The 26,802-nt window shown below is 64.3% G+C and carries 24 protein-coding genes and 1 pseudogene; 5 read left to right on the forward strand and 20 right to left on the reverse strand.

From position 1 onward, the window contains the following. The first annotated feature begins 86 nt into the window (after positions 1 to 86). Positions 87 to 3,467, forward strand: a complete 3,381-nt coding sequence (gene icmF / locus HDG33_RS11850) for a fused isobutyryl-CoA mutase/GTPase IcmF (RefSeq protein WP_184026296.1) — start codon at positions 87 to 89, stop codon at positions 3,465 to 3,467. 46 nt (positions 3,468 to 3,513) lie between these two features. Here the strand turns inward: icmF and HDG33_RS11855 are convergent, their stop codons facing one another. Then, positions 3,514 to 4,473 carry a nitronate monooxygenase family protein gene (locus tag HDG33_RS11855; RefSeq protein ID WP_184026299.1) on the reverse strand — a complete coding sequence of 320 codons (960 nt, stop codon included), beginning with the start codon at positions 4,471 to 4,473 and terminating at the stop codon, positions 3,514 to 3,516. 317 nt (positions 4,474 to 4,790) lie between these two features. Here HDG33_RS11855 and HDG33_RS11860 point away from each other — a divergent pair, with 317 nt between their 5' ends. Further along, positions 4,791 to 5,681, forward strand: coding sequence for an alpha/beta fold hydrolase (locus HDG33_RS11860; protein ID WP_184026304.1), 891 nt, complete (start codon positions 4,791 to 4,793; stop codon positions 5,679 to 5,681). A 49-nt stretch (positions 5,682 to 5,730) separates the two neighbouring features. Here HDG33_RS11860 and HDG33_RS11865 read toward each other — a convergent pair whose 3' ends face one another. Beyond that, complete coding sequence (locus HDG33_RS11865) at positions 5,731 to 6,201, reverse strand: Lrp/AsnC family transcriptional regulator (protein WP_184026307.1); 471 nt, start codon at positions 6,199 to 6,201, stop codon at positions 5,731 to 5,733. Between the two features lie 112 nt (positions 6,202 to 6,313). Here HDG33_RS11865 and HDG33_RS11870 point away from each other — a divergent pair, with 112 nt between their 5' ends. Next, complete coding sequence (locus HDG33_RS11870) at positions 6,314 to 7,252, forward strand: DMT family transporter (protein WP_184026311.1); 939 nt, start codon at positions 6,314 to 6,316, stop codon at positions 7,250 to 7,252. A 290-nt stretch (positions 7,253 to 7,542) separates the two neighbouring features. Here the strand turns inward: HDG33_RS11870 and HDG33_RS11875 are convergent, their stop codons facing one another. From HDG33_RS11875 to HDG33_RS11900, 6 genes are all read right to left on the reverse strand, one after another. Next, positions 7,543 to 8,460: an MBL fold metallo-hydrolase gene (locus tag HDG33_RS11875; RefSeq protein ID WP_184026317.1), complete on the reverse strand. Its 918-nt coding sequence runs from the start codon at positions 8,458 to 8,460 to the stop codon at positions 7,543 to 7,545. Next, positions 8,457 to 8,930, reverse strand: a complete 474-nt coding sequence (locus HDG33_RS11880) for a MaoC family dehydratase (protein ID WP_184026320.1) — start codon at positions 8,928 to 8,930, stop codon at positions 8,457 to 8,459. Before HDG33_RS11880 ends, HDG33_RS11875 begins: the two co-directional genes overlap by 4 nt. After that, the gene (locus HDG33_RS11885; RefSeq protein ID WP_184026326.1) at positions 8,927 to 9,172 is read right to left on the reverse strand and encodes a DUF1289 domain-containing protein; all 246 of its coding nucleotides are present in this window, start codon (positions 9,170 to 9,172) and stop codon (positions 8,927 to 8,929) included. Before HDG33_RS11885 ends, HDG33_RS11880 begins: the two co-directional genes overlap by 4 nt. Before the next feature lie 5 nt (positions 9,173 to 9,177). Further along, positions 9,178 to 9,699 carry a YbaK/EbsC family protein gene (locus tag HDG33_RS11890; protein ID WP_184026331.1) on the reverse strand — a complete coding sequence of 174 codons (522 nt, stop codon included), beginning with the start codon at positions 9,697 to 9,699 and terminating at the stop codon, positions 9,178 to 9,180. Positions 9,700 to 9,733: 34 nt separating this feature from the next. Beyond that, positions 9,734 to 10,660, reverse strand: coding sequence for a hydroxymethylglutaryl-CoA lyase (locus HDG33_RS11895; protein ID WP_184026336.1), 927 nt, complete (start codon positions 10,658 to 10,660; stop codon positions 9,734 to 9,736). A 116-nt stretch (positions 10,661 to 10,776) separates the two neighbouring features. Then, positions 10,777 to 11,718 (reverse strand): glyoxylate/hydroxypyruvate reductase A, encoded by a 942-nt coding sequence (locus HDG33_RS11900; protein ID WP_184026341.1) that lies wholly within the window; start codon positions 11,716 to 11,718, stop codon positions 10,777 to 10,779. 315 nt (positions 11,719 to 12,033) lie between these two features. Between HDG33_RS11900 and HDG33_RS11905 the strand changes: the two genes are divergently transcribed. Continuing rightward, on the forward strand, positions 12,034 to 12,636 hold the full coding sequence (locus tag HDG33_RS11905) for an alpha/beta hydrolase (protein WP_184026344.1): 603 nt from the start codon (positions 12,034 to 12,036) through the stop codon (positions 12,634 to 12,636). A 3-nt stretch (positions 12,637 to 12,639) separates the two neighbouring features. Beyond that, positions 12,640 to 12,912 (forward strand): annotated as a pseudogene (locus HDG33_RS11910) (sulfate ABC transporter substrate-binding protein); the annotation flags it as partial. A 325-nt stretch (positions 12,913 to 13,237) separates the two neighbouring features. On the opposite strand, the gene HDG33_RS11915 reads toward HDG33_RS11910, so the two are convergent. The 12 genes from HDG33_RS11915 to aceK form a co-directional block, all read right to left on the reverse strand. Next, positions 13,238 to 13,825 (reverse strand): type VI secretion system amidase effector protein Tae4, encoded by a 588-nt coding sequence (locus HDG33_RS11915; RefSeq protein WP_184026347.1) that lies wholly within the window; start codon positions 13,823 to 13,825, stop codon positions 13,238 to 13,240. After that, entirely contained in the window at positions 13,825 to 14,379 is a 555-nt protein-coding gene (locus HDG33_RS37285; protein ID WP_260330408.1) for a PAAR domain-containing protein, read from the reverse strand. Before HDG33_RS37285 ends, HDG33_RS11915 begins: the two co-directional genes overlap by 1 nt. Before the next feature lie 259 nt (positions 14,380 to 14,638). Beyond that, positions 14,639 to 15,739, reverse strand: coding sequence for a biotin synthase BioB (gene bioB, locus HDG33_RS11925; protein ID WP_184026350.1), 1,101 nt, complete (start codon positions 15,737 to 15,739; stop codon positions 14,639 to 14,641). A gap of 52 nt (positions 15,740 to 15,791) precedes the next feature. Continuing rightward, positions 15,792 to 16,532: a dethiobiotin synthase gene (bioD, locus tag HDG33_RS11930; RefSeq protein ID WP_184026353.1), complete on the reverse strand. Its 741-nt coding sequence runs from the start codon at positions 16,530 to 16,532 to the stop codon at positions 15,792 to 15,794. Next, positions 16,529 to 17,713, reverse strand: coding sequence for an 8-amino-7-oxononanoate synthase (gene bioF / locus HDG33_RS11935; RefSeq protein ID WP_184026356.1), 1,185 nt, complete (start codon positions 17,711 to 17,713; stop codon positions 16,529 to 16,531). The genes bioD and bioF overlap by 4 nt, the downstream gene beginning before the upstream one ends. Further along, positions 17,713 to 19,074: an adenosylmethionine--8-amino-7-oxononanoate transaminase gene (bioA, locus tag HDG33_RS11940; RefSeq protein ID WP_184026359.1), complete on the reverse strand. Its 1,362-nt coding sequence runs from the start codon at positions 19,072 to 19,074 to the stop codon at positions 17,713 to 17,715. Before bioA ends, bioF begins: the two co-directional genes overlap by 1 nt. A 353-nt stretch (positions 19,075 to 19,427) precedes the next feature. Continuing rightward, positions 19,428 to 20,735 carry a dienelactone hydrolase family protein gene (locus HDG33_RS11945; protein ID WP_184026362.1) on the reverse strand — a complete coding sequence of 436 codons (1,308 nt, stop codon included), beginning with the start codon at positions 20,733 to 20,735 and terminating at the stop codon, positions 19,428 to 19,430. A gap of 618 nt (positions 20,736 to 21,353) precedes the next feature. Beyond that, positions 21,354 to 21,809, reverse strand: coding sequence for a YchJ family protein (locus HDG33_RS11950; RefSeq protein ID WP_184026364.1), 456 nt, complete (start codon positions 21,807 to 21,809; stop codon positions 21,354 to 21,356). A gap of 7 nt (positions 21,810 to 21,816) precedes the next feature. Next, complete coding sequence (locus HDG33_RS11955; protein ID WP_184026367.1) at positions 21,817 to 22,947, reverse strand: acyl-CoA dehydrogenase family protein; 1,131 nt, start codon at positions 22,945 to 22,947, stop codon at positions 21,817 to 21,819. Between the two features lie 33 nt (positions 22,948 to 22,980). Next, positions 22,981 to 23,658 carry an SDR family oxidoreductase gene (locus HDG33_RS11960; RefSeq protein WP_184026369.1) on the reverse strand — a complete coding sequence of 226 codons (678 nt, stop codon included), beginning with the start codon at positions 23,656 to 23,658 and terminating at the stop codon, positions 22,981 to 22,983. A gap of 28 nt (positions 23,659 to 23,686) precedes the next feature. Then, entirely contained in the window at positions 23,687 to 24,895 is a 1,209-nt protein-coding gene (locus tag HDG33_RS11965) for an acetyl-CoA C-acetyltransferase (RefSeq protein ID WP_184026372.1), read from the reverse strand. Between the two features lie 72 nt (positions 24,896 to 24,967). Next, positions 24,968 to 26,785: a bifunctional isocitrate dehydrogenase kinase/phosphatase gene (aceK, locus tag HDG33_RS11970; RefSeq protein ID WP_184026374.1), complete on the reverse strand. Its 1,818-nt coding sequence runs from the start codon at positions 26,783 to 26,785 to the stop codon at positions 24,968 to 24,970. Positions 26,786 to 26,802 lie beyond the last annotated feature (17 nt).

A 26,802-nucleotide genomic window follows, 5' to 3' on the forward strand; every position in this document is an offset into this window, starting at 1 on the left:
TCGCCCGCCCCGCGCCCCGGCGCCGTGTTACCCCGTTTCTATATACTGATTGTGAACACCCATCAGTTAAATGATCTGGGGGAGACATGACCGATCTGTCCACGCCGCAGCGTGCCGGCAGCCACGAACTGCCCGCGGGCCGGCGCCTGCGCTTCGTCACCGCCGCCGCGTTGTTCGACGGCCACGATGCGTCGATCAACATCATGCGGCGCATCCTGCAGGCAAGCGGCGTCGAGGTGATCCACCTCGGCCACAACCGCTCCGTCGCCGAAGTCGCGACCGCCGCGCTCAACGAGGACGCCGACGGCGTCGCCGTGTCGAGCTATCAGGGCGGCCACAACGAATACTTCCGCTACCTCGTGGATTTGCTGCGTGCAAGCGGCGGCGAGCGCATCAAGGTGTTCGGCGGCGGCGGGGGCGTGATCGTCCCCGAAGAAATTGCGGCGCTCGAACGCGACGGCGTCGAAAAAATCTACTCGCCGCACGACGGTCAGCGGCTAGGTCTGCAAGGCATGATCGACGACATGATCGCGCGCTGCGTCGAAGGCGCGCGCGCGGCCGACGCGGCGCGGCCGACGCCGGTGCGCGAATGGCTCGCCGAGCTGGCCGCGCGGCCGTTGCCGCGTTGCGGTGAGGCCCATGCTCCGCACGCTGGCACTGCTGCTGGCTCGCACCCCGCCGATCCCGCCGCGCCGATCTTCCGCCGCCTCGCGCAACTGATCAGCGCGTTCGAAACGAACAGCGTCGACGCCGCCGCGCGCGACCAGCTAGCGACGCTCGCGCAAGCGCCACGCATCCCGGTGCTCGGCATCACCGGCACCGGCGGCGCGGGCAAGTCGTCGCTGACCGACGAGCTGATCCGCCGCTTCCGGCTCGACTACGGCGACACGCTGAACATCGCCGTGCTCGCGATCGATCCGTCGCGGCGAAAATCCGGCGGCGCGCTGCTCGGCGACCGCATCCGCATGAATGCGATCGGCGATTGGGGCGGCGGCGCCCGCATTTATATGCGCTCGATGGCGACGCGCGAGGCATCGACCGAACTCTCCGATTCGCTACCCGCCGCGCTGATGCTGTGCAAGGTGGCGGGTTTCGATCTGATCGTCGTCGAGACGTCGGGGATCGGTCAGGGCGATGCGGCGATCGTGCCGTTCGTCGACGAATCGCTGTACGTGATGACGCCGGAGTTCGGCGCCGCGAGCCAGCTCGAGAAGATCGACATGCTCGACTTCGCGAGCTTCGTCGCGATCAACAAGTTCGATCGCAGGGGTGCGCAGGATGCGCTGCGCGACGTCGCGAAGCAGGTGCAGCGCAATCGCGGGGACTTCGCGACATCGCCCGACGCGATGCCGGTGTTCGGCACGATCGCGTCGCGCTTCAACGACGACGGCGTGACCGCGCTGTACCGGCGCATCGCTAATGCGCTGCGCACGCATGGCCTGCGCGAGGGCGGCGCACGGCTCGGCGCGACCGAAGGCCTGCGCTTTTCGAGCAACCTGCATGCAATCGTGCCGCCCGCGCGAGTGCGCTATCTGGCCGACATCGCGCAGACGGTACGCGGCTATCGCGAGCGGGCCGACGCGCAGGCGCAAATCGCGCGGGAACGCTGGCAGATCGTCGAGACGCGCCGCATGCTCGGCGAGGCGGGCAGCGACGCCTCGTCGGTCGATGCGCTGATCGACCAACGCGGCGCCGCGCTCGGCGAGCGCGAACGCAAGCTGCTCGACGCGTGGCCGCAAACGGTGGCCGCCTATGCGGGCGACGAACATGTGGTGCGCATCCGCGAGCGCGAAATCCGCACCGCGCTGACGGTCACGACGCTGTCCGGCTCCGAAATCCGCAAAGTGTCGCTGCCGAAATTCGTCGATCACGGCGAGATCCTGCGTTGGCTGATGCTCGACAATCTGCCCGGCTATTTCCCATTCACCGCTGGCGTGTTTCCGTTTCGTCGCGAGAACGAGGACCCGACGCGCATGTTCGCGGGCGAGGGCGATCCGCAGCGCACGAATCGTCGCTTCAGGCTGCTGTCGGAAGGCATGCCGGCCATACGGCTATCCACCGCGTTCGACTCGGTGACGCTTTACGGTGAGGAGCCGCACGAGCGCCCGGACATCTACGGCAAGGTCGGCAATTCGGGTGTGTCGGTCGCCACGCTCGACGACATGAAGACGCTGTATGACGGCTTCGATCTGTGCTCGCCGGATACGTCGGTCTCGATGACGATCAACGGCCCCGCGCCGACGATCCTCGCGATGTTCTTCAACGTCGCGATCGACCAGCAGATCGCGCTGGGCGAGCAACAGCAAGGCCGCCCGTTGACCGAAGCCGAACTCGCCGCAACGCGCCGCGCCGCGCTCGAAAACGTGCGCGGCACCGTGCAGGCCGACATCCTGAAAGAAGACCAGGGGCAGAACACCTGCATCTTCTCGACCGAATTCAGCCTGAAGGTGATGGGTGACATTCAGGCGTATTTCGTCGAACACGGCGTGCGCAATTTCTATTCGGTGTCGATTTCCGGCTATCACATCGCCGAGGCCGGCGCGAACCCCATCTCGCAGCTCGCGTACACGCTCGCGAACGGCTTCACCTACGTCGAGGCGTATCTCGCACGCGGCATGTCGATCGACGACTTCGCGCCGAATCTGTCGTTCTTCTTCTCGAACGGCATGGACCCGGAGTACACGGTGCTCGGCCGCGTCGCGCGACGCATCTGGGCGGTCGCGATGCGCGAGCGCTATGGCGCGAACGAGCGTAGTCAGAAGCTCAAGTATCACGTGCAGACGTCGGGCCGCAGCCTGCACGCGCAGGAGATCGATTTCAACGACATCCGCACGACGCTGCAGGCGCTGATCGCGATCTACGACAACTGCAACTCGCTGCACACCAATGCGTTCGACGAAGCGATCACGACGCCGACCGAGGAATCGGTGCGCCGCGCGGTCGCGATCCAGCTGATCATCAATCGCGAATGGGGGCTCGCGAAGAACCAGAATCCGAATCAGGGCAGTTTCGTGATCGACGAATTGACCGATCTGGTCGAGGAAGCGGTGCTCGCCGAGTTCGAGCGACTCACCGAGCGCGGCGGCGTGCTCGGTGCGATGGAAACCGGCTATCAGCGCGGGCGGATTCAGGACGAGTCGATGCTGTACGAGCATCGCAAGCATGACGGCTCGTATCCGATCGTTGGCGTCAATACGTTCCTGAGCGCGCATCCGCATGAAGCGCCGCGGCCGCTGGTGCTCGCGCGTTCCACCGATGCGGAAAAGCAGAGTCAGCTGCGGCGGTTGCGCGACTTCCAGGCGCGCCACCGCGACGCCGCGCCCGAGGCGCTCGAACGCCTGAAGCGCGCGGTGATCGACGACGCCAACGTGTTCGCGGTGCTGATGGACGTGGTGCGCGTGTGTTCGCTCGGGCAGATCACCCACGCGCTGTTCGAGGTGGGCGGGCAGTATCGGCGGAATATGTAGGCCGCGAGCGAGCGAGCGGGCGCCCCGGCCCGCCCCGTTCTTCACCTCAGCGCGCGATGCCGAGCCGCGCCTTCGCGTCGTTGTATTCCTTCTTCAGACGCCGCACGAGCTCGGCGACGTCCGGCACGTCGTCCATCAGGCCGACGCCCTGGCCCGCGCCCCAGATGTCCTTCCACGCCTTCGCCTTGTCGCCGCCGAAGTTCATCTTGGTCTTGTCCGATTCGGGCAGCGCGTCGGGATCGAGCCCCGCGTTCGCAATGCTCTCGCGGATGTAGTTGCCGTGCACGCCGGTGAACAGGTTCGTGTAGATGATGTCCGACGCCTTCGCGTTGATGATCGCCTGCTTGTAGCTGTCGACCGCGTGCGCTTCTTTGGTGGCGATGAAGCGTGTGCCCATGTACGCCAGGTCCGCGCCCATCGCCTGCGCGGCGAGAATCGAGCCGCCGTTCGCGATCGAGCCCGACAGCACGATCGGGCCGTCGAAAATGCGCCGCACCTCGCCGACCAGCGCGAACGGCGAGGTGGTGCCCGCGTGGCCGCCCGCGCCCGATGCGACCAGAATCAGCCCGTCGACGCCGGCTTCCAGCGCTTTCTGCGCATGACGCAGATTGATCACGTCGTGCAGCACGATGCCGCCGTAGCTATGCACCGCATCGACGATCTCGCGTGCCGGCGCGCGCAGGCTGGTGATGAAGATCGGCACCTTGTGCTCGACGCAGACGCGCACGTCGTGCTCGAGCCGCGCATTCGACTGATGAACGATCTGATTGACCGCGATCGGGCCGATCACCGCATCCGGGTTCGCGGCCTTGTGCCCGGCGAGTTGCGCCTGGATCTGCGTCAGCCATTCGTCGAGCAGCTCGGCCGGGCGCGCGTTGAGGGAAGGGAACGAGCCGACGATACCGGCCTTGCACTGCGCCAGCACGAGTTCGGGATAGCTGACGATGAACATCGGCGAAGCGACGACGGGCAGCGCGAGGTTTTGCAGAACGGCGGGCAATGCCATGGTGCGAGTCTCCAGGTTGGGCCAACCGGTGCGACGTGCGCCCGGCAAATAGATGAATGAGTTTAGCGGCACACGGCTTGCGGCGTGTTGACCGGCGAATGCGTGTGACAGTCGAACGATACCGGCATGCCGAAGTCGCGCCAAACATTTAAGAACGGTCGTTCGATTATAGGCGAAGTGGACGACCCGCGAGCGGTAGGCCCGTTTGGAACGGTTCGAAGGAGTATTCAGGTTCCATGTCTGCGTGGGATATCCCACCTCGCACGGACCTGTTGGCCTTCTACAATGCACGGACCTCAAACGATCAACGAGACGTCATGGCCTTCGAAAATTTCACGTCTTTTCGCGTCGCCGTGGGCGATGTCGACATTTTCGGAGTGAAGGGCGGCGCCGGGCCGCCTCTGCTTCTGCTGCACGGCCATCCGCAATCGCATCTGATCTGGGAACGCTGCGCCGCGCCGCTCGCGCAGCACTTCACGGTGATCGCAACCGATCTGCGCGGCTATGGCGCGTCGGGCAAACCGCCGAGCGATGCCGCGCACGCACCGTATTCGAAACGCGTGATGGCCGCCGACCAGGTCGCGGTGATGCGCCACTTCGGCTTCGAGCGCTTCCTCGTCTGTGCGCACGATCGCGGCGCGCGCGTCGCGCACCGGATGGCGCTCGATCACGCCGACGCGGTCGAGCGTTTGATGCTGCTCGATATCGCGCCGACACTCGCGATGTACGAAGCCACCGACCGCGCGTTCGCAACGCACTACTTCCACTGGTTCTTCCTGATCCAGCCCGAGCCGCTGCCCGAAACGTTGATCGGCGCAAATCCGGCTGCCTATGTCGACGCGGTGATGGGCGGACGTCACGCGGGTCTCGCACCGTTCGATCCCACCGCGCTCGACGCGTATCGGGCGGCGCTCGCGCAACCGGGTGCGGTGCACGCGATGTGCGAGGACTATCGCGCGTCGGCGAGCATCGACCTCGAACATGATCGCGCCGATATCGAGCGCGGCAACAAGATCGGCTGTCCGCTGCGGGTGCTGTGGGGCGACAAGGGCGTGATCGAAAAATGCTTCGATGCGCTCGACGAATGGCGGCATGTCGCGCGCGACGTGAGCGGCCGCGCGCTATCGTGCGGGCACTATCTGCCCGAGGAAGCGCCTGACGAACTGGTCGCCGAGATGCTGTCGTTTTTCGAGGCGCTCGAACAATAAGCGCCGGGCTGCTTCGCGCGACCTTCGCTTGACCTGCGCTGGACCTTCGTTAGCCGAGCGGCGGCAGCCGTCGCGCGACCGGCGTCGACTTGACGATCGCCGTGCTGGTCTCCGCGCGCTCGGTCACTTTCGACAGGATCTCGTCGAGCTGCTCGATCGAATGCAGGTACAGGCGGCAGATGAAACAGTCGTCGCCGGTCACCTTGTCGCATTCGACGAACTCCGGAATGCGCCGGATCACTTCCTCCACCAGATGCAGCTGCCCGGGCAGCGGCTTCACGCGCACTACCGCCTGCAGCGTGAAGCCGAGCGCGCGCGGATCGATCTGCACGGTGAAGCGCTCGATCACGCCCTGCGCTTCGAGCCGCCGCACGCGTTCGGCCGTGCTGGGCGCCGATAAGCCGACGACGCGCGCGAGTTCGCTGACCGGCTGGCGCGCGTCCTGCGCGAGCGCGGCGAGCAGTGCGCGGTCGGTGTCGTCGAGTGCGACCGGCGTGATCGATGCAAGGCGTTTGCTCATGATGGCCTTCGTTTATGAGGTGAAAATGCGGTAACGCTTAAGTCTAGCCATGTATTCGCGCGGGTGGATTAATTACACTGCCAGTTATGCAGTCACAATCCGGGATCGAATCATGGCTTCAAACAAGGCTTCCGTCACGACCTCGAGCAGTTCGCCCAGCGACATCCGCCGTGGCGCGGCGGAGATGAGCATCGCGATGCTGATGTCGGGCACGATCGGCTGGCTCGTCGTGTCGTCGCAGCAATGCCCGTTCAACGTGGTGTTTTTCCGCTGCATTTTCGGCGGCGCGACGCTCGCGCTCGTGTGCGCCGTACTCGGCCTGTTCCGCCGCGAGCTGTTTTCGTGGAAGATGCTCGGCCTCGCGTTGCTCGGCGGCGCGGCGATCGTCGTGAACTGGGTATTGCTGTTCGCCGCGTATTCACGCGCGTCGATTTCGATGGCAACGGCCGTCTACAACACGCAGCCGTTCATGTTGGTCGGACTCGGCGCGCTGGTGTTTCGCGAGCGCATCAGCGCATCGACGATCGCGTGGCTCGTGGTCGCGTTCGTCGGGCTCGTGTTCGTCGTGAAGGTCGAGCCGGCCGTGCTCGCGGTGCCGGGGCAGTATCTGGTCGGCGTCGCCTATGCGGTCGGCGCGGCGGCGATGTACGCGGTGTCGTCGATCATCACGAAGCGGCTGAAGGGCACGCCGCCGCATCTGCTCGCGCTGATCCAGGTATCGCTCGGCGTGCTGTTGCTCGCGCCGTTCGTACGCTTCGACGCGTTGCCGGCAAACGGCGCGCAGTGGCTCGAACTGATCGTGCTCGGCGTCGTCCATACCGGTCTCATGTACGTGCTGCTGTATGGCGCGATCCAGAAGCTGCCGACGTCGATGACGGGCGCGTTGTCGTTCATCTATCCGGTGGTCGCGATCATCGTCGACCGGCTCGCGTTCGGACAGACGCTCGCATGGATTCAGGTGCTCGGCGCCGCGCTGATTCTGCTGGCGGCGGCAGGCGTCAATCTCGGGTGGCGGATCGTGCCGCAGAAAAAGCGCTTATCGTCCACGTGATGCCGATTCGACATTCAATCGGATATTGCTACGGATCCAGGAATAACGCGCAAGCGTTCAAGCGCCTAACGCCGTTTGATGACAGATCATGTATGCATTCGTAAAACGTGGCGTCTAATTTCTGTAGGGAAATCACCGATGCGATGCAAAAACCCACACGCGTATCATCGACAGCGACGCTGATCACGTCCAACAGATGTTCCGCCGCTCGCTTCGTCGAGCGGTTTTCTTTTTGGGAGCACGGTTTTGCGTTCCGGTGCGCTTTCCCGCCGCACGGGCCAATCACACGTTCAACGCCGCGCGAGAATGCGCGTGCCGTCCACTTCGAGCGGTCCATCGTTCGCCGCGAGTTCGCCGATCATTCCCTTCAGCAACGCGGGCCATTCGCCGCGCGGCTTCAGCATCGACGCGGCGGCGCGCATCACGGCCGCGTCGTCGAGCATGCGCAATAGCGTGTCCACGCTCATCTCGCGGACTTCGAGCAGCTTGAATACGATCAGCACCTTCAGCGCGTTCCTTGCGTTGCGCGCGGGATCGGCGCGCAACCAGGCGACGCGCGACATCGCGCGGTCGAGCGCCGCTTCGACATGCGTGAACGGCGCGCCGTGGCCTGGGATGACGACGCGCACGTCGAGCGTTGCGATCAGGTCGAGCACGGCTTGCTGCTCGGCGAAGCCGCTTTCGCCTTCGAGTTCGGGAAAGATCACGCCGAAGCCGTTTTCCCACAGCGCGTCCGCGCTGATCAGCAAGCGTTCGTCCGCGCAATAGAGCATCAGCGAATGCGGATCATGGCCGGGCGCGCCGAGCACCTCCCAGTCGAGCGCGCCCAGCCGCAAGCGTGCGCCGGGTGCCAGCGTGCCGGTGAAGCCAAAGCGCTCGCAGGTTTGACCAGTCGCGCGGAAGCTGAGGCGCGTTTCGTCCCAGCCGCGCACGGCATCGGCTTCGGATGACGGAATCAGCGTGCGGCACGACCACGTAGCCTGCAGCAGCGCGTTGCCGCTGCAGTGATCCGAATGCAGATGCGTGTTGATGATCAGATCGAGCGGCCGCGCGCGCAACGCGTTGCGTACCAGCGCGACCGTCTGCGATGCGTGAGTCGCATAGCCGGTATCGAGGAGCGCCGCGCATCTGTCGTCGATGAGCAGCACGTTGTTCGACGACAGCCAGCCGCGCTCGAAAACCCGGATCGATGCGGGCAGCGCGATCATGGCGTGGCCGTGATCGCGTGCGCGTTTGCGACTGCGGGGGGCTTCGGCATCACGAGGATCGTCGAGGTACCCGTCAACATCAGCTCGCCGCGCTGATTGACCACCGAACCTTCGAGATAGGTCAGATCTCCGTTCAAGCTCGGCTTCCAGTGAGCGTCGCGCACACGCCACGTGATCGTCAGCGTGTCGTGCGCCTGCACTGCCTTCTTCAGCTTGATATCGAATTCGAGGCCGAGCGGTTGCGCGTAAGTAGAGAAATGCGTGGCGAGCAGCGCCATGAAATACGCGGTGGGTTGCGTGCCCGACGCGATCAAGCCTCCAAAGCGGCTTTGCGCGGCATACGCTTCGTCGTGATGCAACGGGTTCAGATCGACGACGAGCGTCGCGAACGATTTGATCGAATCCACCGACAACTCGAGCGTCGAACTGAACGTCTCACCGGGCGTCACGATGCGCGGCGCGGCGTTCATTGCTTCTCCTTCGTCGTCGATGTCGTGCGCAGCGCCATTAACGTCGCGTGGCGCACTTCGATCGCGTCCCACACCGCGCGCTTCGCGTCGTTGTCGAGCGTCGACCAGCCGGCGATTTCGTCGATCGTGCGCAGGCATCCTTCGCACCAGCCCGTCGATGCATCCATCCTGCACACGCTGATGCACGGCGACGGCACGCAACCGCCGTCGTCCGTGTCGTCGTAATCGTTGCCGCTCGCCATCGTGTTCAGGCCGGCTCGCGCAACGCGACATCGACGACCGGCGCGCCTGTGAGCGAGATCAGCTCCTGCGCGGTCAGATTGAACACTGCGTGCGGATGACCGGCGGCCGCCCACAGGCTCTCCAGCTCGAGCAGATCCGCATCGATCAACGTGACCGGCTCGGTCGCGTGACCGACCGGGCACACGCCACCGATCGCATAGCCGGTTTTTTCGCGCACGAACTTCGCGTCCGCGCGGCCGATCTCGCCGACCTGCGCGGCCACTTTCTTTTCGTCGACACGATTCGCGCCGCTCGCGATCACGAGCACCGGCGCGTCGTCTTCGCGGCGCCGGAACAGGATCGACTTCGCGATCTGCGCGACCGAGCAGCCGAGTCCGGCGGCCGCTTCGGCGGAAGTCTTGCCGGTTTCCGGCAGCATCACGATTCGCCCCGCGTGACCGCGTCCGCGCAGCAGCAGCGCGACGCGGCGTGCCGAGTCGGGCAGCGCGGCGAGATCGTCGGAGTCGAAGGACGCGAGGTCGTTCATCGTTTGGGACCTTGAATGAAAATGGATGCTGCAGTTATATGCAGGTGTTTGCTTCGCTGCGCGCCTTCGCGAGCAGCGCTTTGCCGGCGCGCGACACGTTGGACCGGCCGATCGCGTTCGAAATGAAGTCACCGATTTCGACCACTTGCGCGAGGTCGATACCGGTCTCGATGCCGAGGCCGTTCATCAGATACAGCACGTCTTCGGTCGCGACGTTGCCGGTCGCGCCCTTCGCATACGGACAGCCGCCGAGCCCCGCGACCGATGCATGAAAAATCTCGACGCCTTCGAGCAGCGCCGCGTAGATGTTCGCGAGCGCCTGGCCATAGGTGTCGTGGAAGTGTCCCGACAGATGCTCGCGCGGAAACACGTCGGTCACAGCCTCGAACACTTCGCGGGTGCGCTTCGGCGTGCCGACGCCGATCGTGTCGGCGATATCGATCTCGTCGCAGCCGAGCGCCGCGAAGCGCTTGACGACGTCGACGACCGACGCGACCGGCACTTCGCCCTGGTACGGACAGCCGAGCGCGCACGACACGCTGCCGCGAATCCGCAGCTTATGTTGTTTCGCCGCCGCGGCGACTGGCGCGAATCGCTCGATGCTCTCCGCGATGCTGCAGTTGATGTTCTTCTGCGAGAACGCCTCGCTCGCCGCGCCGAAGATAACGATCTCGTCGGCGCGCGCGGCGAGCGCGCCTTCGAAACCGCGCAGGTTCGGCGTCAGCACCGAGTAAATCGTGCCGTCGCGGCGCTCGATGCCGGCCATCACGTCGGCGCCGTCGGCCATCTGCGGCACCCATTTCGGCGACACGAACGACGCTGCCTCGACGTTGCGGAAGCCCGCCGCCGACAGACGGTTGATGAGCTCGATCTTGGTCGCGGTCGGCACGAATTCCTTCTCGTTCTGCAGCCCGTCGCGCGGACCCACTTCGACGATTTTCACTTGCTTCGGTAAGGCCATGATGTGTCTCCGATCCGATGCGGTTTGATCGCTGTCCCATCCGGGATGGGTGCTGCCGCGTTGCTGCAATTCAAGTCAGCCCGCACGCCTGCGACGCGTGCGGGCGCGGGTTTCACTCAGTAGCCGCGTTCCAGTTGCACTGCGCCGCTCACCTGCTCGCCGCGCATCATCGCGCCGATCTTGTCCGCGACCTGCGCGACGCTGTCCTCGCGCAACGTCAGCGCCGACGTGTGCGGCGTGATCGTGACGCGCGGCTCGCGCCAGAAAGGATGATCGGCGGGCAGCGGTTCCTCGCGGAACACGTCGAGCGTCGCGGCGGCGAGCTGGCCGCTCGCGAGCGCAGCGAGCAGATCCGCTTCGACGAGATGCGCGCCGCGCGCGACGTTGATCAGATATGCGCCGCGCGCGAGCTTCGCGAAGACTCGCGCATTCAGCACGCTTTCCGTGTCGGGTGTATGCGGCAGCAGATTGACGAGCACCTTCGTGCCGTCGAGGAAGCTATCGAATTGCGCGTCGCCGGCGAACGTCGCGATGCCATCGATCTGCTTCTCGCCGCGAGTAAAGCCGCGCACCGGCAGGCCGAACGAAGCGAGCGTTTGCGCGACCTGCGTGCCGAGCACGCCGAGCCCGAGCACACCCACCGTGAACGTTGCGCGCGGATGCGGCTCGAGCACTTTCCAGCGGCGCTCGCCTTGCAGCACCTGATATTCGTCGAAGCGGCGCAGATAGCGCAGCACCGCATGCGTCACGTACTCGGCCATCTGCGCGCCCATGCCGGTATCTTCGAGGCGAATCAACGGCACCTCGGGCGGCAACGTGCCCGGATGCGCGCGTTCGAGCGCGAGAATCGCATCGACGCCAGCGCCGAGATTGAAGATCGCGCGCAGCGTATTGCGTCCGGCCAGCATCTCGCGCGGCGGACGCCAGACCACCGCGAAATCGGCTGGGCCGGTGTCGCCGGGCTTCCATTCGCGCAGCTCGGCAGCGGGCAGAGCGCGCGCAAAGTCGTGCAGCCACGCGGCGGCTTCGGTGTGCGGTGCGTAGAAGAGTATTTTCATGCGGTCCGGAATGTGTCGGCGTCGATGTGGGCATGAGCGGGACGGACCCGGAGCGCGCGACGACAATTGGACGACGCGTGCGGCATCGGGTCTCCTCCCGGTATGAACAGGCTTCATTCTACTTTTTCGACGCAAATCGCGCGCGTTTGCGCACGGACGTGCGCTTCGAGATGCATGCCGTGGTGGGTGTCGAGTTCGCGGGTACCCGCGCATTTCTTCGTTTGCCCGATAACCAAAGCACGAAAACCTGGTCCATCGATGCGCGACCGAGCGGGACAATGATTGCCTGGATTTCTTGCGCAACGAGGCACGCACATGCTTTCATGCACCCGATCGAGCTGGCCGCCACGGCTCGTCACCGTTCCCGGCTTGCACGGCAGCGAAGGCGCGCATTGGCAAACATGGCTGGAGCGGCAGTTCGCGCGCTCGTTGCGCGTCGAGCAGGCCAACTGGGACGCGCCCGATCTCGCGCTATGGGCGAAGTCGTTGTGCGATCTGCTCGCGCTCGAACGTGGTCCATTCGTACTGGCCGCGCATAGCTTTGGCTGCCTCGCGACGGGGCATGCGTTGCAGCAGGGCGCGCTCGCCAGCGAGGTGGTCGGCGTGCTGTTCGTCGCGCCCGCGAGTCCGCGCAAGTTCGAATTCGCGGGACAGTTCGACGCGCGACGTGTGGGCGTGCCGTCGATTTTGATCGGCAGCGAAACCGATCCGTGGATGACGCTAGCCAATGCGCGCGATCTCGCGCGGCGTTTCGGCAGCGCTTTCGTCAATCTCGGCGATGCGGGGCATATCAACACGGCGGCGGGCTTCGGTCCCTGGCCGCGCGCGAAGTACTTCTTCGATACGCTCGTGCATTGCGCGGCACCGCTGCGCTTTCGCGAAGAGGCGATCGAAACCGCACAGCATGCGCTCGTGTGAGCGGTGTCGATCGTCGACAAGGTCGTCGACAAGCGTGGCACGCGCAAGCAAGCGCAGGCGTATCTCGACTATCTGTGGTCGCCGGCCGTGCAGGAGATCATCGCGCATCATCATCTGCGTCCGCGCGACAAGGGCGTCCTCGCGAAGCACGCGGCCGAGTTCAAGCCGATCAAGACGTTCACGGTGGAGGAGATGTTCGGCAACTGGCAAAAGGCGCAGGACACGCACTTCTCCGATGGGGGGACGTTCGATCAGATCATTGTTGATCGGAAGTAAAGCCGACGTTTCGCTTCGGGAGCAGGTTCGTTGTGTTGCGGGGGCATGACTTTGCTCATGCCGGCCCGTCCGGTCATGCCGCTGACGTGCCCTCATTACTGCTGGTGGCGTTTGCCCGAATAGCCGATATAACCGCCGACTATCGAGCTCACGCATGCCAGCACGAACCACAGAATCAGAAAGATGTTTTCTGCTGTGCGAGAGGTATCGAAGATACTTCCTTTGCCGTGCAGCAGAAAAACACCGTACAGGTAGAGCCCGACCCACAACAGTAGGCTGGCGCAAACTGCTCCCAGGGTGACGCCGACGAGAGTCCTTGAAAATCTCATTTCACTGGAAAGAACAGAATCGTTTTCGAGTTTCGAAAGTCGGACCAGATACCCGGAATGACAATGTTCCAGGCGACTCTGAGTCCGGTGCCGAAGCCGGTCAACCTGTTGCCGTTCCAAAGATCGATGTGACCGCCGCTTGTACTACCCGTCGAATCGGTGTCGCGACTCCAGTACCGGTCAAACATCAAGATGCCGGTACGGCCTTTGACTTTCGTAACCCAATCGGCTCCGGTGACGTTCTCCGGTTTGCCGATGCCCGCAAAGGGCTGAAGTTTGAGCCACTCGCCAAGTTCATTGGCTCGTGTAGCCGTTGCGTTTCCGTCGAGCATGATACGTCCAATGCTGGGCTGTCCATCAAGCGGCGTGATTAGCTTGGAGGAAAACGACTTCATCGGGATGCCGACATGATGAAAGGTCACACTCATGCGAATCGCGCACTGGTCAGGATAGTCCGGATTGTCGTACGGATCGTGCGATGGATAGTTATTCCAAAGTTGCTGGAATGTGACGGCGTTCAACTGAATTGACTTTTGGGAGCCGGGCGTCGAATTGGTCCTGACTACCGTTTTTCGGTTGGGCATTAGTCGGAAACTCCGACCATTCTCGCTAGCGCTTCGTCGCCCCAATATACGGTGTACTCGGCGGCAATCGCGCCACTCGAGATGCGTGGCAATTGACCGCTCGTGTCGAGACGGCCGAACTGTATGCGTTCATCTGCGGTTTCAATGTAATACGGGTAGCCCGGAAGCAGAACACCCACCACGCTGGCACGGACCTGCTCGTCATATACGAGCGCCGTCCGCGACGATGTAGCTGCCGCGAGTGCAGCACTAACCTGGCTATGCGCCAAGCCGTCATCAGTTTCAATGAAGACGCGCGGATTACTGCCCACTATCGCCCGGTTTTTGCCGCAGGGACACAGCACGCGATCGCCATCGAGAACGACATGCCGGCCTTTTTCGGACATGCCTTTGCCGGTGCCGAAAAGCTTGAACGTGCCCTTGCAGTTGCCGCATGTCGCTTCGTCTCCGCTCAGGGCAATCTTTTTGCCGTTATCGGAGATGCTTGACGAATAGGCCATGACGAATCCGCGTGTCGTGGTGGAGTCACCGTGTCGTACTGCTGCCTTACGCATTCATGCCATCCTGAAGTGCTCAGGATCATCACCCTACATGTGCGAGGTTATTTTTGAAATCAGACCGATCGCAACAATTCCTAATTTGACGCAATTTGTATATTGATTGGATTTCTTGAATTGGTGATCAAAGCTTCGCCATGAAAAACACCCCGAAGATTGGATCAACGTCCAACTTTCGGGGTGAATTTCGCCACTATGCGGCGAGGCAGACCATTAGTTCGCGCACGCAGCGCATGCGACTCAGCGGTTCCGCGACTCAATTCGCCACGCCGTGATCCCCATGCCCATGCGCACACCCTTGCTCGCCCCCACACTGCTCGACCGGCATCTGCTGCGCAGCCTCAGCGCGAATCCCCAGGCGCGCGAGCAGCTTGCGATCCGCTTCCGCCTGCGGGTTGCTCGTGGTCAGCAACTGATCGCCGTAGAAAATCGAATTCGCGCCTGCGAGGAAGCACATTGCCTGCAACGCCTCATCCATCTGCTCGCGTCCGGCCGATAGACGTACCATCGCGCGCGGCATCGTGATGCGCGCAATCGCGATCGTGCGCACGAATTCGAACGGATCGATCGCTTCGGTCCCGGTCAGCGGCGTGCCTTGCACCTGCACCAGATTGTTGATCGGCACCGATTCCGGATACGGCTCCATGTTCGCGAGCTGCGCGATCAGCCCCGCGCGTTCGCGGCGCGATTCACCCATACCGACGATGCCGCCGCAGCACACGTTGATGCCCGCGTCGCGCACGCGTTCGAGCGTGTCGAGGCGATCCTGGTACGTGCGCGTCGAAATGATCTGGCCGTAGAACTCCGGCGACGTATCGAGGTTGTGGTTGTAGTAGTCGAGGCCCGCATCGCGCAGCGCCTGTGCCTGGTGCGTTTCGAGCATGCCGAGCGTCACGCAGGTTTCGAGGCCCATCGCCTTCACGCCGCGGATCATGTCCTTGATCGGCTCCAGATGACGGTCCTTCGGATTGCGCCACGCGGCGCCCATGCAGAAGCGCGTCGCGCCGTTCTGCTTTGCGACCTGCGCGGCGGCCAGCACTTCGTCGACCGGCATCAGCTTGTCGGCGACGAGACCCGTGTCGTGATGCACCGATTGCGGACAGTATGCGCAATCCTCTTCGCAGCCGCCGGTCTTGATCGACAGCAGCGTCGACAGTTGCACCGCATTGGCGTCGAAATGCTCGCGATGCGTTTGCTGCGCGCGAAACAGCAGGTCGTTGAACGGCAGTTCGTACAACGCGACGATATCGGCGACGCGCCAACGCGCGAGCGGCTTCGCTTCAGTGGCGGCGGCAGTCGGATTGCTGTTGGTGGCGCTCATGTCGGCGGTGCCTGCTGCGATGTTCAGTTGTGTCATGTGATCGATCCTCGTAAACGGATGAATTTGGGTTCGGCGCTGCGGGGCAGCGCTATGCCGCGCGCAATTGGCGCAGCGTTTGCAGAAGCCGTCGAATGTCGAGCTGTTGCGCTGCAAGCTCCGGCGACGGCGGGCTGATATGCGGCACGACGCCGAGCAACGGCGCGTCGTACGCTTGCGCGAAATGCACGCGAATCGACGCGATGTTTTCGTCGGGAAAGGTCATGTCCGGGTCGATGCGATTCGCGACCCAGCCCGCGAGCGTTAGACCGCGCGCGGCGATCGCCTCCGCTGTCAGCAGCGCGTGGCTGATGCAGCCGAGCCGCATGCCGACCACCAGCACCACCGGCAGCTTCAGCGCGACGGCGAGATCGGCGGTGTCCTGCGTCGCGGTCAACGGCACACGAAAGCCGCCGACACCTTCGACAACGACCACCTCGGCGAGCTTCAACGCCTCGCGATGGCACGCGACGACGTGCTCGAGATCGAACGAGACGTTTTCCAGCGCCGCCGCGATGTGCGGCGCGGCCGGTTCCTTCAGCAGATACGGTGTGCGCATGGCGGGCGGCAGCAGCACGCTCGACGCGGCATCGAGCTGATCCGCGTCCTCGTTGTGCAGTACGCCGTTCACTTCGAACGCGCCCGCCGCGATCGGCTTCATCGCGGCTGCCTGCAGGCCTTCGCGCACGAAGCCGCGCAATAGCGCCGACGACACGAAGGTCTTGCCGATTTCCGTATCCGTGCCGGTGACGAACAGCGACAGCGCGCCGTCATCGTTAATCATGTTGCTCATGCCGCGCGCGCTCCGACCTGTTGCAGGCCGGCCTCGAGCCGGTCGAGATCCGCATGCGAGTGCGCGGCCGACAGCGAGATGCGCAGACGCGACGTGCCGGTCGGCACGGTCGGCGGACGGATCGCGGGCACCCACAGCCCCGCGCGATCGAGCGACGCGGCGATGTCGAGCGTCGCATCGTTCGCGCCGATGATCAGCGGTTGCACGGCCGTATGCGAATCGACGGGCAGCCACGGCGTCGCCTTCAGCATCGCGCGCGTGCGTTCGATCAGTTGCTGGAGATGCGCGCGGCGCGCATCGCCCTCCACGCCACCGATGATGCGCAGACTCGCCGACACCGCATGCGCGGCCGCCGGCACCGACGCGGTCGTGAAGATATACGGACGCGCGCGCTGCACGAGCCATTCGATCACGGTCGCGTGCGCGACGACGAACGCGCCGGAGACACCCGCCGCCTTGCCGAGCGTGCCGATCGAGATCAGATGCGGCGAGCGCAGCGCGGCCTGCGCGATCGCGCCACGGCCTTGCGGACCGAGCACGCCGAAGCCGTGCGCATCGTCGACGATCAGCCATGCGCCGTGCCGCTCGGCGAGTTCGAGCAAACGCGGCAGCGGCGCGATGTCGCCGTCCATGCTGAACACCGTGTCGGACACGATCACCTTGACGTCCGCCTCCGACGCTTCGAGCATCGCGCTCAATGCATCCACGTCGCAGTGCGGATAGATCTGCACATCCGCGCGCGACAGCCGCGCGCCGTCGATCAGCGAAGCGTGATTGAGCGCATCGGAGAACAGCGTCGTGCCGCGGCCCGCGAGCGTGGTCAGCGTCGCGAGATTCGCCATATAGCCGGTGCTGAAATACAACGCGCGGGCATCGTCGAGAAAGCCCCCGGCAAATTCGGCGAGATCGTCTTCGAGTTGCGCATGCGCACGCGAATGACCGCCGAGCAGATGCGAGCCGCCGCTGCCCGCGCCATACAGGCGCGCGCCTTCGGCGATCGCGTCGATCAATTGCGGATGCGCGGCAAGGCCCAGATAGTCATTGCTCGCGAAGCCGATGATGTCACGGCCGTCGACCGTCATGTGCGCGGCGCATGGTGTGTCGGCGGTGCGCCGGCGTCGGCGCAGGCCGCGCGCGTCGATTTCCTTCAGGCCTTCGGCGAGTGTGTCGAGCAGATGCATCAGCGTGCCTCCGCGAGCGTGGCGTCGAAGGTGTCGCGCGAGCGCGTGGCGAGCAGCGCGAGTTCTTCGTCGTCGAGGATGTACGGCGGCATCAGGTACACGGTGGTGCCGATCGGGCGCAACAACAGCTCGCGTTGCAGCGCGTTTTCGAAGAAGCGGCGCGAGAACGTTTTGGCTTGCTGAGGATCGTCGATCATTGCGTCGAACGCGAAGATCGTGCCGCGCTGACGCAGATTGCGCACGTGCGCGTGCTCGACGAGCGGCGCGAGCGCGGCCGCGAGGGTCGCCGATTTGCGTGCGTTGGCGGCGAGCACGTCGTCGCTCGTGAACAGATCGAGCGTCGCGAGCGCGGCGCGGCACGCGAGCGGATTGCCGGTGTACGAGTGCGAGTGCAGGAAGCCGCGCGCGGTGTCGTCGTGATAGAAGGCCGCGAAGATCTCGTCGCGCGACAGCACGATCGACAGCGGCAGATAGCCGCCGCTGATGCCTTTGGACAGACACAGGAAGTCCGGCCACACGTCCGCCTGTTCGCACGCGAAGAACGTGCCGGTGCGGCCGCAGCCGACTGCGATTTCGTCGGCGATCAGATGCACGCCGTACCGGTCGCACAACGCGCGCAATCCGGCGACGTACGACGCGTCGTGCATCGCCATGCCGGCCGCGCATTGCACGAGCGGCTCGACGATCAGTGCGGCGATGCGGTTCGCGCGCGCCTCGAACAGCGCGCGCACATGGTCGAGCGCGCGGCGCGCGATGTCGGCGGCGGTTTCGCCCGCTTGCGCGAGCCGCGCATCGGGCGAGGCGACGACGTGGGCGTGACGAATCAGCGGATCGTACGCGTCCTTGAACAGCGCGACGTCGGTCACGCCGAGCGCGCCGATCGTCTCGCCGTGGTAGCTGTTGGCGATGCAGACGAATTCCTGCTTGTCGGCGTAGCCCCGGTTGCGCCAGCTGTGAAAGCTCATCTTCAGCGCGATCTCGACCGCCGACGCGCCATCCGACGCGAAGAACGCGTGGCCGAGCGTGTTGCCGGTCAACGCGTGCAGACGTTCCGCGAGTTCGACGGCGGGCTCGTGCGTGCAGCCGGCGAGCATCGCGTGTTCGAGCGTATCGAGCTGATCTTTCAGCGCCGCGTTGATGCGCGGGTTCGCATGACCGAAAAGATTGACCCACCACGAACTGATCGCGTCGAGATAGCGATGACCGGCGCGATCGTACAGCCACGCGCCTTGACCGCGCGCGACGGGGATCAGCGGCAGACGTTCGTGGTGCTTCATCTGCGTGCACGGATGCCACACCGCGCGCAGGCTGCGGGCGACCCAATCTTCAGGGGCGACCGGGGGGACTGCTGACTTTTCCAAAGAGGTACTCCAGGGTGCTTTTTTGCCACGCACGCAAGCCTCGGCGAGTGCGCGGGGTCGAGATTAGCGGTTTATTTGGTCGCGCGCATCAACCGCGAAATGCTCGTTTTTCGCGGTGGCGTCGAGGTTCAGCATCGTTCGATGCAGCTCGTTCGATTTCGTGAGGGAAGCTCGCCAATCGACGGAGATAGCGACGTCAAAGTAATGGGCTGTTACTGGCCAGAATTTGGGGTGACGAGGTGTTTTTTTGCGAGGGAACTGAGCGCACAAGAAAAAGCCCGCCGATACGGCGGGCTTGCGGCACATCAGAATCAGGCGCGATTTACGGCTCGACTCACGCCTCTATTCGTACGTCACTCCCGGCTCGCGATCGCTTTGCGGCCATTGGCATCGGCATCGCTTGCATCCGCCGTCTGCGAGTTCTGATTGCCCCACACGACCGCGTTATCGACCGCATACAACCGGCACGGATCGGAGCTCTGCTTCTGGCAATTCGTCACCGCCACCGACATCGGATCGTCGCCGCCCTCGGCCCACGACCACGCGCCCGAATCCGACACCGCGAACGCGCGGCTCGGATACTGATGCAGGAAGTTGCGATAGCCATTGCGGCCCTCGTTGTCGAGGTACGGCACCGAGTCGACCGCGTCGAGCGCGGCGAATCCGGTTGCCTTCGGCGCGGCCGGATCGGCGACGTGATACTGCACGGCAGTCGGCATACCGGCGCGCGCGAGGAACGCTTCGACGGCCGGCCACCATACGTGCACGCCGTCGCGGTCGCCGACCAGCCGATGCGCGTCGTTCTTGTAGTGGCCGAAGTCGACCATCTTCACGCTGGCGCCATGCGCGCCATACGCGGCATACATGCCCGCGACGAGTGGCGCGTTCCACACCGAATCGTTATCGCCATAGAGCCACAGCGACGGCACCGCAGTCTTCTCGCCGTACGCGCCGAATGCGCGCGTCAGATTGCCTTGCCAGTCTTTGCAGGCGTCCTGGCGCAGACCGCCCGAGAAATTGATCAGCGCGCGCACGCCGGGCGCCGCTTCGGTCCCGTATGCGATCGTCGCAAGACCGCCATGCGAGGTGCCGGCCACCGCGATGTGCGTCGCGTCGACATAAGGTTGCTTCGACATGTAATCGATCGTTGCTGCGACGTCGCCGGCCTGGCCAAGACCGTTGCGCTCGACGTCGCAGCCGTCCTGCTCGTACACGCCGTCAGAGTGACCGAAGCCCTGGCGGTTCGGCGCGACGACGATGTAACCGCGGCGCACGAATTCGCGCGCGAACGGCAGCGGGTCGCTGCGTTCCTGGGTGCGCGGGTCGCCCGGAATCTTGCCGTGGTTGAAGACGATCATCGGGAACGGGCCGGGGCCGTCCGGCTTGTAGATCGTGGTTTCAAGCGTGACCGTGCCGGCGGCGTCGACCGGCACGCGGATGATCTTTTCGTTCAGGTGAGCGGTGGGCAGGTAGACGTCGTCGTCCAGCGCGAGGCGCGGCACGCGGGCGCGCGACAGCGGTCCCTGGATGTCGCTCGACGGCGTCGCGTCGTGTGCGGAAAGGGACGAGTAGGCGAGCGGATCGGCATGCGCGATCGTGACAGCACACGTGGCCGCGGCGCAGATCGCCGCACACTTCGTCAGAACCTTGCTCAACACCATTGACGCACCTGCTTTAAAGACGTGTCCTGAACTCCGTGCTGTCCGGTTGCGCAAAACGCGGCTGACATTCAGCTTTCGTTCGCGATTTCGACACAAACAGACTCACTCGCGAGCGTTGCGGGAAGCGCACGCTCGCAAATCGAGATTGCACGGGATGAACCCAACGGCCGACGCGACCCCACGCGCCGAGGATGAACGTCACTTGATGCTGTCGGAGTCCGCGCGGCTCGCGTTCGATCAGCGGCCGGTCAGCCTTCCTTTGCATGTTGCGGAGCCGGTATGACCCGCTCTCGCAATGTGACGTCATGAAGCTACGGACTCATCCTGGCACGACAATTTTGTTTTGTGCAATCAAGGAGAACCCGTGACGAAAAAATTGCTGCATGTGCGAACGACGCTTCAAAGCCTTGCCGGGCAAGGGCCGGGGACATATGGCGGGAAGCGGCGAGTAAAGGTCGTGTAAGTGCTGTGGTGCGAGACCAACGAAGAAGCCCGCGTGAGAGGAACGAAAAAAGGCCTATGCAAAGGCCTTTATAAAGTTTGTCGAGGGCAAGTGAAAGACACGAGAAAGCTTCGGCGCGTAATGCAGCGATTGCTTAATCGGCGCATGCTCTTCATTTACTCATTGACGTCGCCATCGACATAACGCCAGCGGCCATCATCGCCGCGCACGAATCGACTCGATTCATGCAACCGATAAGCACGTCCCCCCACTTTGTAGCGGGCGATGAATTCGACGGTCGCGTGATCGGCATCGCTTTCGGCGAAGCCTTTGATCTGCAGTCCGAGCCAACGGGGCGCGTCGGGCGCGGTGGGATCCACGTCGAGATCGGCGGGGCAGGTGCTGGGGTCCCAAGTCGCGCGCAGGTAGTCGGTTGCACCGAGCACGTACGCGCTATAGCGCGAGCGCATTAGTTCGAGCGCGCGCGGCGCCGCTTCGCCGCCGTCGATATAGCGGCCGCAGCATTGCGCGAAACGCGGGGCTTTGGTCGCGGTGCCCCCGCGTGCGTCGGGCGCCGCGCCGCCGCACGGACAGTCGACAGGTCTTTGCAGTGACAACGATGGCTTGTTCATTGAAATTTCAGCTGAGCGCGCGAGCGATCAGGATCTTCTGGATGTCGCTCGTGCCTTCGTAGATCTGGCACACACGCACGTCGCGGTAAATCCGCTCGACCGGGAAGTCGCTCAGATAACCGTAGCCGCCGTGAATCTGCAAGGCGGCCGAGCAGATGCGCTCGGCCGCTTCGGAGGCGAACAGTTTTGCCATCGCGGCTTCGGTCAGACACGGCTGGCCCGCGTCCTTCAGCGACGCCGCGTGCCAGATCAATTGACGCGCGGCTTCGAGTTGGGTCGCCATGTCGGCAAGGCGAAACTGCACCGCCTGGTGCGAGAACAGCGGCGCGCCGAAGCTCTCGCGTTCTTTTGCGTAAGTCAGCGCCGCCTCGAACGCGGCGCGTGCCATGCCGACGCTTTGCGCGGCGATACCGATGCGCCCGCCTTCGAGACCCGACAACGCGATCCGGTAGCCTTCGCCTTCCGCGCCGATCAGGTTCGCGGCCGGCACGCGGCACGCCTCGAATACGATTTGCGCGGTATCCGACGAATGCTGGCCGAGCTTGTCTTCGACCCGCGCGACCACGTAGCCCGGCGTGCCGGTGGGCACGACGAACGCGCTGATGCCGCGCTTGCCAGCGGCCTTGTCGGTGACGGCCATCACGATCGCGACGTCGCCGTTCTTGCCGCTCGTGATGAACTGTTTGACGCCGTTAAGCACGTACGCGTCGCCGTCGCGTGTCGCGGTGGTGCGCAGCGCCGACGCATCCGAGCCCGCTTGCGGCTCGGTCAGACAGAATGCGCCGAGCATCTCGCCGCGCGCGAGCGGCGTGAGCCAGTCGCGCTTCTGCGCGTCGTTGCCATAGGTGAGCAGGATGCTGCACACGGGGCAGTTGTTCACCGAGATCGCGGTCGACGTGCCGCCGTCGCCGGCCGCGATTTCTTCGAGGATCAACGCGAGCGCGAGCGCGTCCATGCCGGCGCCGCCATACGCTTCGGGCACCAGCACGCCATAAGCACCGAGCTCGGCGAGTTGCCGGTGCACGTCGCGCGGGAAGGTGCGCTCGCGGTCCCATTGCGCCGCGTACGGCGTGATCGCTTCGCGCACGAAGGTGCGCAGCGCGTCGCGCACCATCAGGTGATCCTGATCAAGCACCATGAGCGTGTCTCCGGTCCCATGCAACGTAGTTGTCTACCAGTCGAGCTGCGTGCCGTCGTGCTGAAAGAAGCGGCCGTGGAAGGCGTCGCGCGATGCCGCCGCCTGCGCCAGCACCTCGCGCATGCCCGCCACGCTGCGCGCGGGATCGAGCGCGGCCTGCGCGCCGCCCATGTCGGTGCGCACCCAGCCGGGATGCAGCGACACGCAGGTCGCGCGCTGCGCGTCGAGCGACGCGAGCTTCAGCACGGCGTTTAGCGCCGCCTTGCTCGCGCGATACAGCCAGCCGGTCGTGCCGCTTGCATCGGCGATGCTGCCCATGCGACTCGAAATCACCGCGAGCACGCCGTCCGTTTCCTCGACGAGCGGCAGCAGGATTGGCAGCAGCTGCATCGGGCCGCGCACGTTCGTGTGCATCACGTGATCGAAGTCCTCGGCGGTGATCGTTTCGATGCCTTCGGTGCGCGGACCGTACACGCCCGACACCAGGATCGCGGCATCGAGCCGTTCGCCGTCGAGCTTCCAGCCGAGCGCCGCGATGTCTTCGGGCGCGGTGACGTCGAGCGCGAAGGTTTCGGCGCCGAGTTCGCTGAGCGCGTCGAGCGCGGCGCCGTCGCGCGCGGTCGCGAGCACGCGCCAGCCGCTCTTTCTGTACTGCCGGACGAATTCCTGGCCGATGCCACGCGATGCACCGACGATTAACACTGTCTTCATCGTATTCCTCGAAGATTTTGTGGATGCGTCAGATCAGTTCGACACCCATCGCGGTCGCCTCGCCGCCGCCGATACACAGTGTCGCGACACCGCGCTTCAGACCGCGATTCTTCAGCGCGCCGATCAGCGTGACGAGAATGCGCGCGCCCGAGGCGCCGATCGGATGGCCTAACGCGCACGCGCCGCCGTTCACGTTGACCTTGTTGTGCGGTAAATCGTGCTCTTTCATCGCGGCCATCGTGACGACCGCGAACGCTTCGTTGATCTCGTACAGATCGACGTCGCCGGCGCGCCAGCCGTTCTTCCCGAGCAGCTTGCGGATCGCGCCGACCGGCGCGGTGGTGAACTTCGCGGGCGCCTGCGCGAACGTCGAATGACCGACGACGCGCGCGAGCGGCGCCACGCCGAGCCGTTTCGCGGTCGACTCGCGCATCATCACGAGCGCGGCTGCGCCGTCCGAGATCGACGACGAGTTCGCCGCCGTCACGGTGCCGGTCTTGCTGAACGCGGGCTTCAGCGTGGGGATCTTGTCGAGGTTGGCCTTGAACGGCTGCTCGTCGCGCGCGATCGTGACGTCGCCTTTGCGGCCCGCTACGGTGACTGGCGCGATTTCCCAGTCGAACGAGCCGTCCTCGTTCGCGCGTTTCGCGCGGTTCAGCGACTCGACCGCGAACGCGTCCTGCGCCTCGCGCGTGAAGTCGAACGACGCCGCGCACTCCTCGGCGAACGCGCCCATCAGACGGCCTTTGTCGTAGGCATCTTCGAGGCCGTCGTAGAACATGTGGTCGAGCACCTGGCCGTGGCCCATGCGCATGCCGCCGCGCGCCTTCGGCAGCAGATAGGGTGCGTTCGTCATGCTCTCCATGCCGCCCGCGACGATCACGTCGAGCGAGCCCGCGGCCAGCATGTCGTGCGCGAACATCGCCGCGCGCATGCCGGAGCCGCACATCTTGTTGACCGTCGTGCAGCCGGTGGCGAGCGGCAGACCCGCGCCGAGCGCGGCCTGGCGCGCGGGAGCCTGGCCGAGGCCGGCGGGCAGCACGCAGCCGATCACCGCTTCGTCGATCTGCTCGGGCTTCAGACCCGCTCGTTCTACGGCCGCCTTGATCGCGACCGCGCCGAGTTGCGGCGCGCTCAGCGACGCGAAGTCGCCCTGAAAGCCGGCCATCGGCGTGCGCGCCGCGCTGACGATTACGATTGGATCGGAGTTGATACCACTGTGGTTTGCGTCACTCATGTTCGAGCTCCTTGGTCATAGCTTGGATGGCTACCGCCGCGCGTTGCCCGCTGCGAACCCTTGTGGGATTCATCAAGCCACGCGCACATTTGGCTCGTTCGCCTGCGCATCGGGTGCTTCGGCGAACCACTCCGGATAGCGCACGCAAAAGCGCACGCTCTGGTCGTACGGGAAAAAATCGGGCAGATCGCCCTTCAACAGAAAATCTTTGTATCGCTGCCACAGCTCGGGCTCGAAGAAATCCGCGTGATGCCGCATGAACGAGCGCCGCACGCGTGGATCGCCGAGCAGGAACGTGCCGTACGTCTCCGGGAAAATATCGTGCGGGCCTACCGCGTACCACGGCTCGTCCGACATTTCGTCTTCCTCGTTGCGCGGCGCCGGCACCGCACGCACGTTGCAGTCGGTCAGGTATTCGATCTCGTCGTAGTCGTAGAACACGACGCGGCCATGTCGCGTGACACCGAAGTTCTTGTACAGCAAGTCGCCGGGGAAGATGTTCGCCTGGATCAGCTCCTTCACCGCGTCGCCGTATTCCTTGATGCCGTGCTCGACGTCGTCGTCGTTACCGTTCTGCAGGAACAGATTGAGCGGCACCATGCGTCGCTCGAGGTACAGATGGCGAATCACGAGGTTGTCGCCGTCGTACTCGATCAGCGACGGCACTTCCTTTTCGAGTTCGCGCAACAGCGTTTCGTCGAGCCGCGCGAGCGGCAGCGCGACGCTCGAATATTCGAGCGTGTCGGCCATCCGGCCGAGCCGGTCATGACGTTTGACGAGCAGATACTTCTGCTGGATCTGCGCGCGCGTGGTTTCCTTCGGCGGCGGAAAGTTGTCCCTGATCAGCTTGAACACGTAGGGGAACGACGGCAACGTGAACACCAGCATCACGAGCCCCTTGATGCCGGGCGCGACGATGAAGCGGTCGCTCGAATGCTTCAGGTGATGCAGCAGATCGCGATAGAACAGATTCTTGCCCTGCTTCTGCAGACCCACCGACGTATAGATTTCCGCCTTCGGCTTGCCCGGCATGACCGTGCGCAGAAACTCGACATACGCGGATGGCACTTCCATGTCGACCAGAAAATACGAGTGCGAGAAGCTGAAGATGATCAGCAACTGCTCGCGCTTGAGCAGCACGGTGTCGAGCGCGAGCACGCCCGGTTTCACGTGACGCAGCGGCACCGCGAACGGCAGCAGCGCCTCGCCGTTGATGATGCGCCCGACGATATATGCAGCCTTGTTGCGATAAAACAGCGACGACAACACGTGAATCTGGAAGTTCGGCGCTTCGTCGAACACGCCGAACGCTTCGTGAATCGACTGCATCACGCAGGCGACGTCGCGCGTCAGATCCTCGAACGGCGGATCGAGCTGGAAGTTCGTGACGACCCGTTCGAGCGTTGCGGCAAGTCCATCAGTACCGGGGTAATACGCGCGATAAGTCGGCTTCGCGGCCGGTTCGTCGTTCTCGATGTATTCGGTCGAGATCGCCGGGCGCACGAAAATGAAATCGTTGTTGAAGTACGAGCGATGCAGAATCTTGCAGGAAACCGAATTAAAGAAGGTTTCCGCGCATTCCGGCTGACGGTGCGTGGTCAGGAGGCCGATGTAGTGCAGCTTGATCTGCTGCCACACTTCGCTGTCGATGTTCTCCGCGTCGTACTCGTCTTCGAGCAACTGCACGCATTCCTGCACGCGATCGTCGTACGACGTGATGCGGTCGCGCGCGAGCTTTTGCAGGCCGTGCCAGTCGCCGGCTTCGAACAGCGTCTTCGCGTGGATCGCCGCGTCGCGGAAGATCCGGTAGTGACGGTCGAACCCTTCGAGCATCGTCTGCGCGACGTCGAAACCGATTTGCGACGATAACAGCTTGGGGAAGTGATTCATCACGCGCGCTCCGCAAA

Origin of the sequence: Paraburkholderia sp. Cpub6 (assembly GCF_014201065.1) — a bacterium.
Classification (GTDB): domain Bacteria; phylum Pseudomonadota; class Gammaproteobacteria; order Burkholderiales; family Burkholderiaceae; genus Paraburkholderia; species Paraburkholderia tuberum.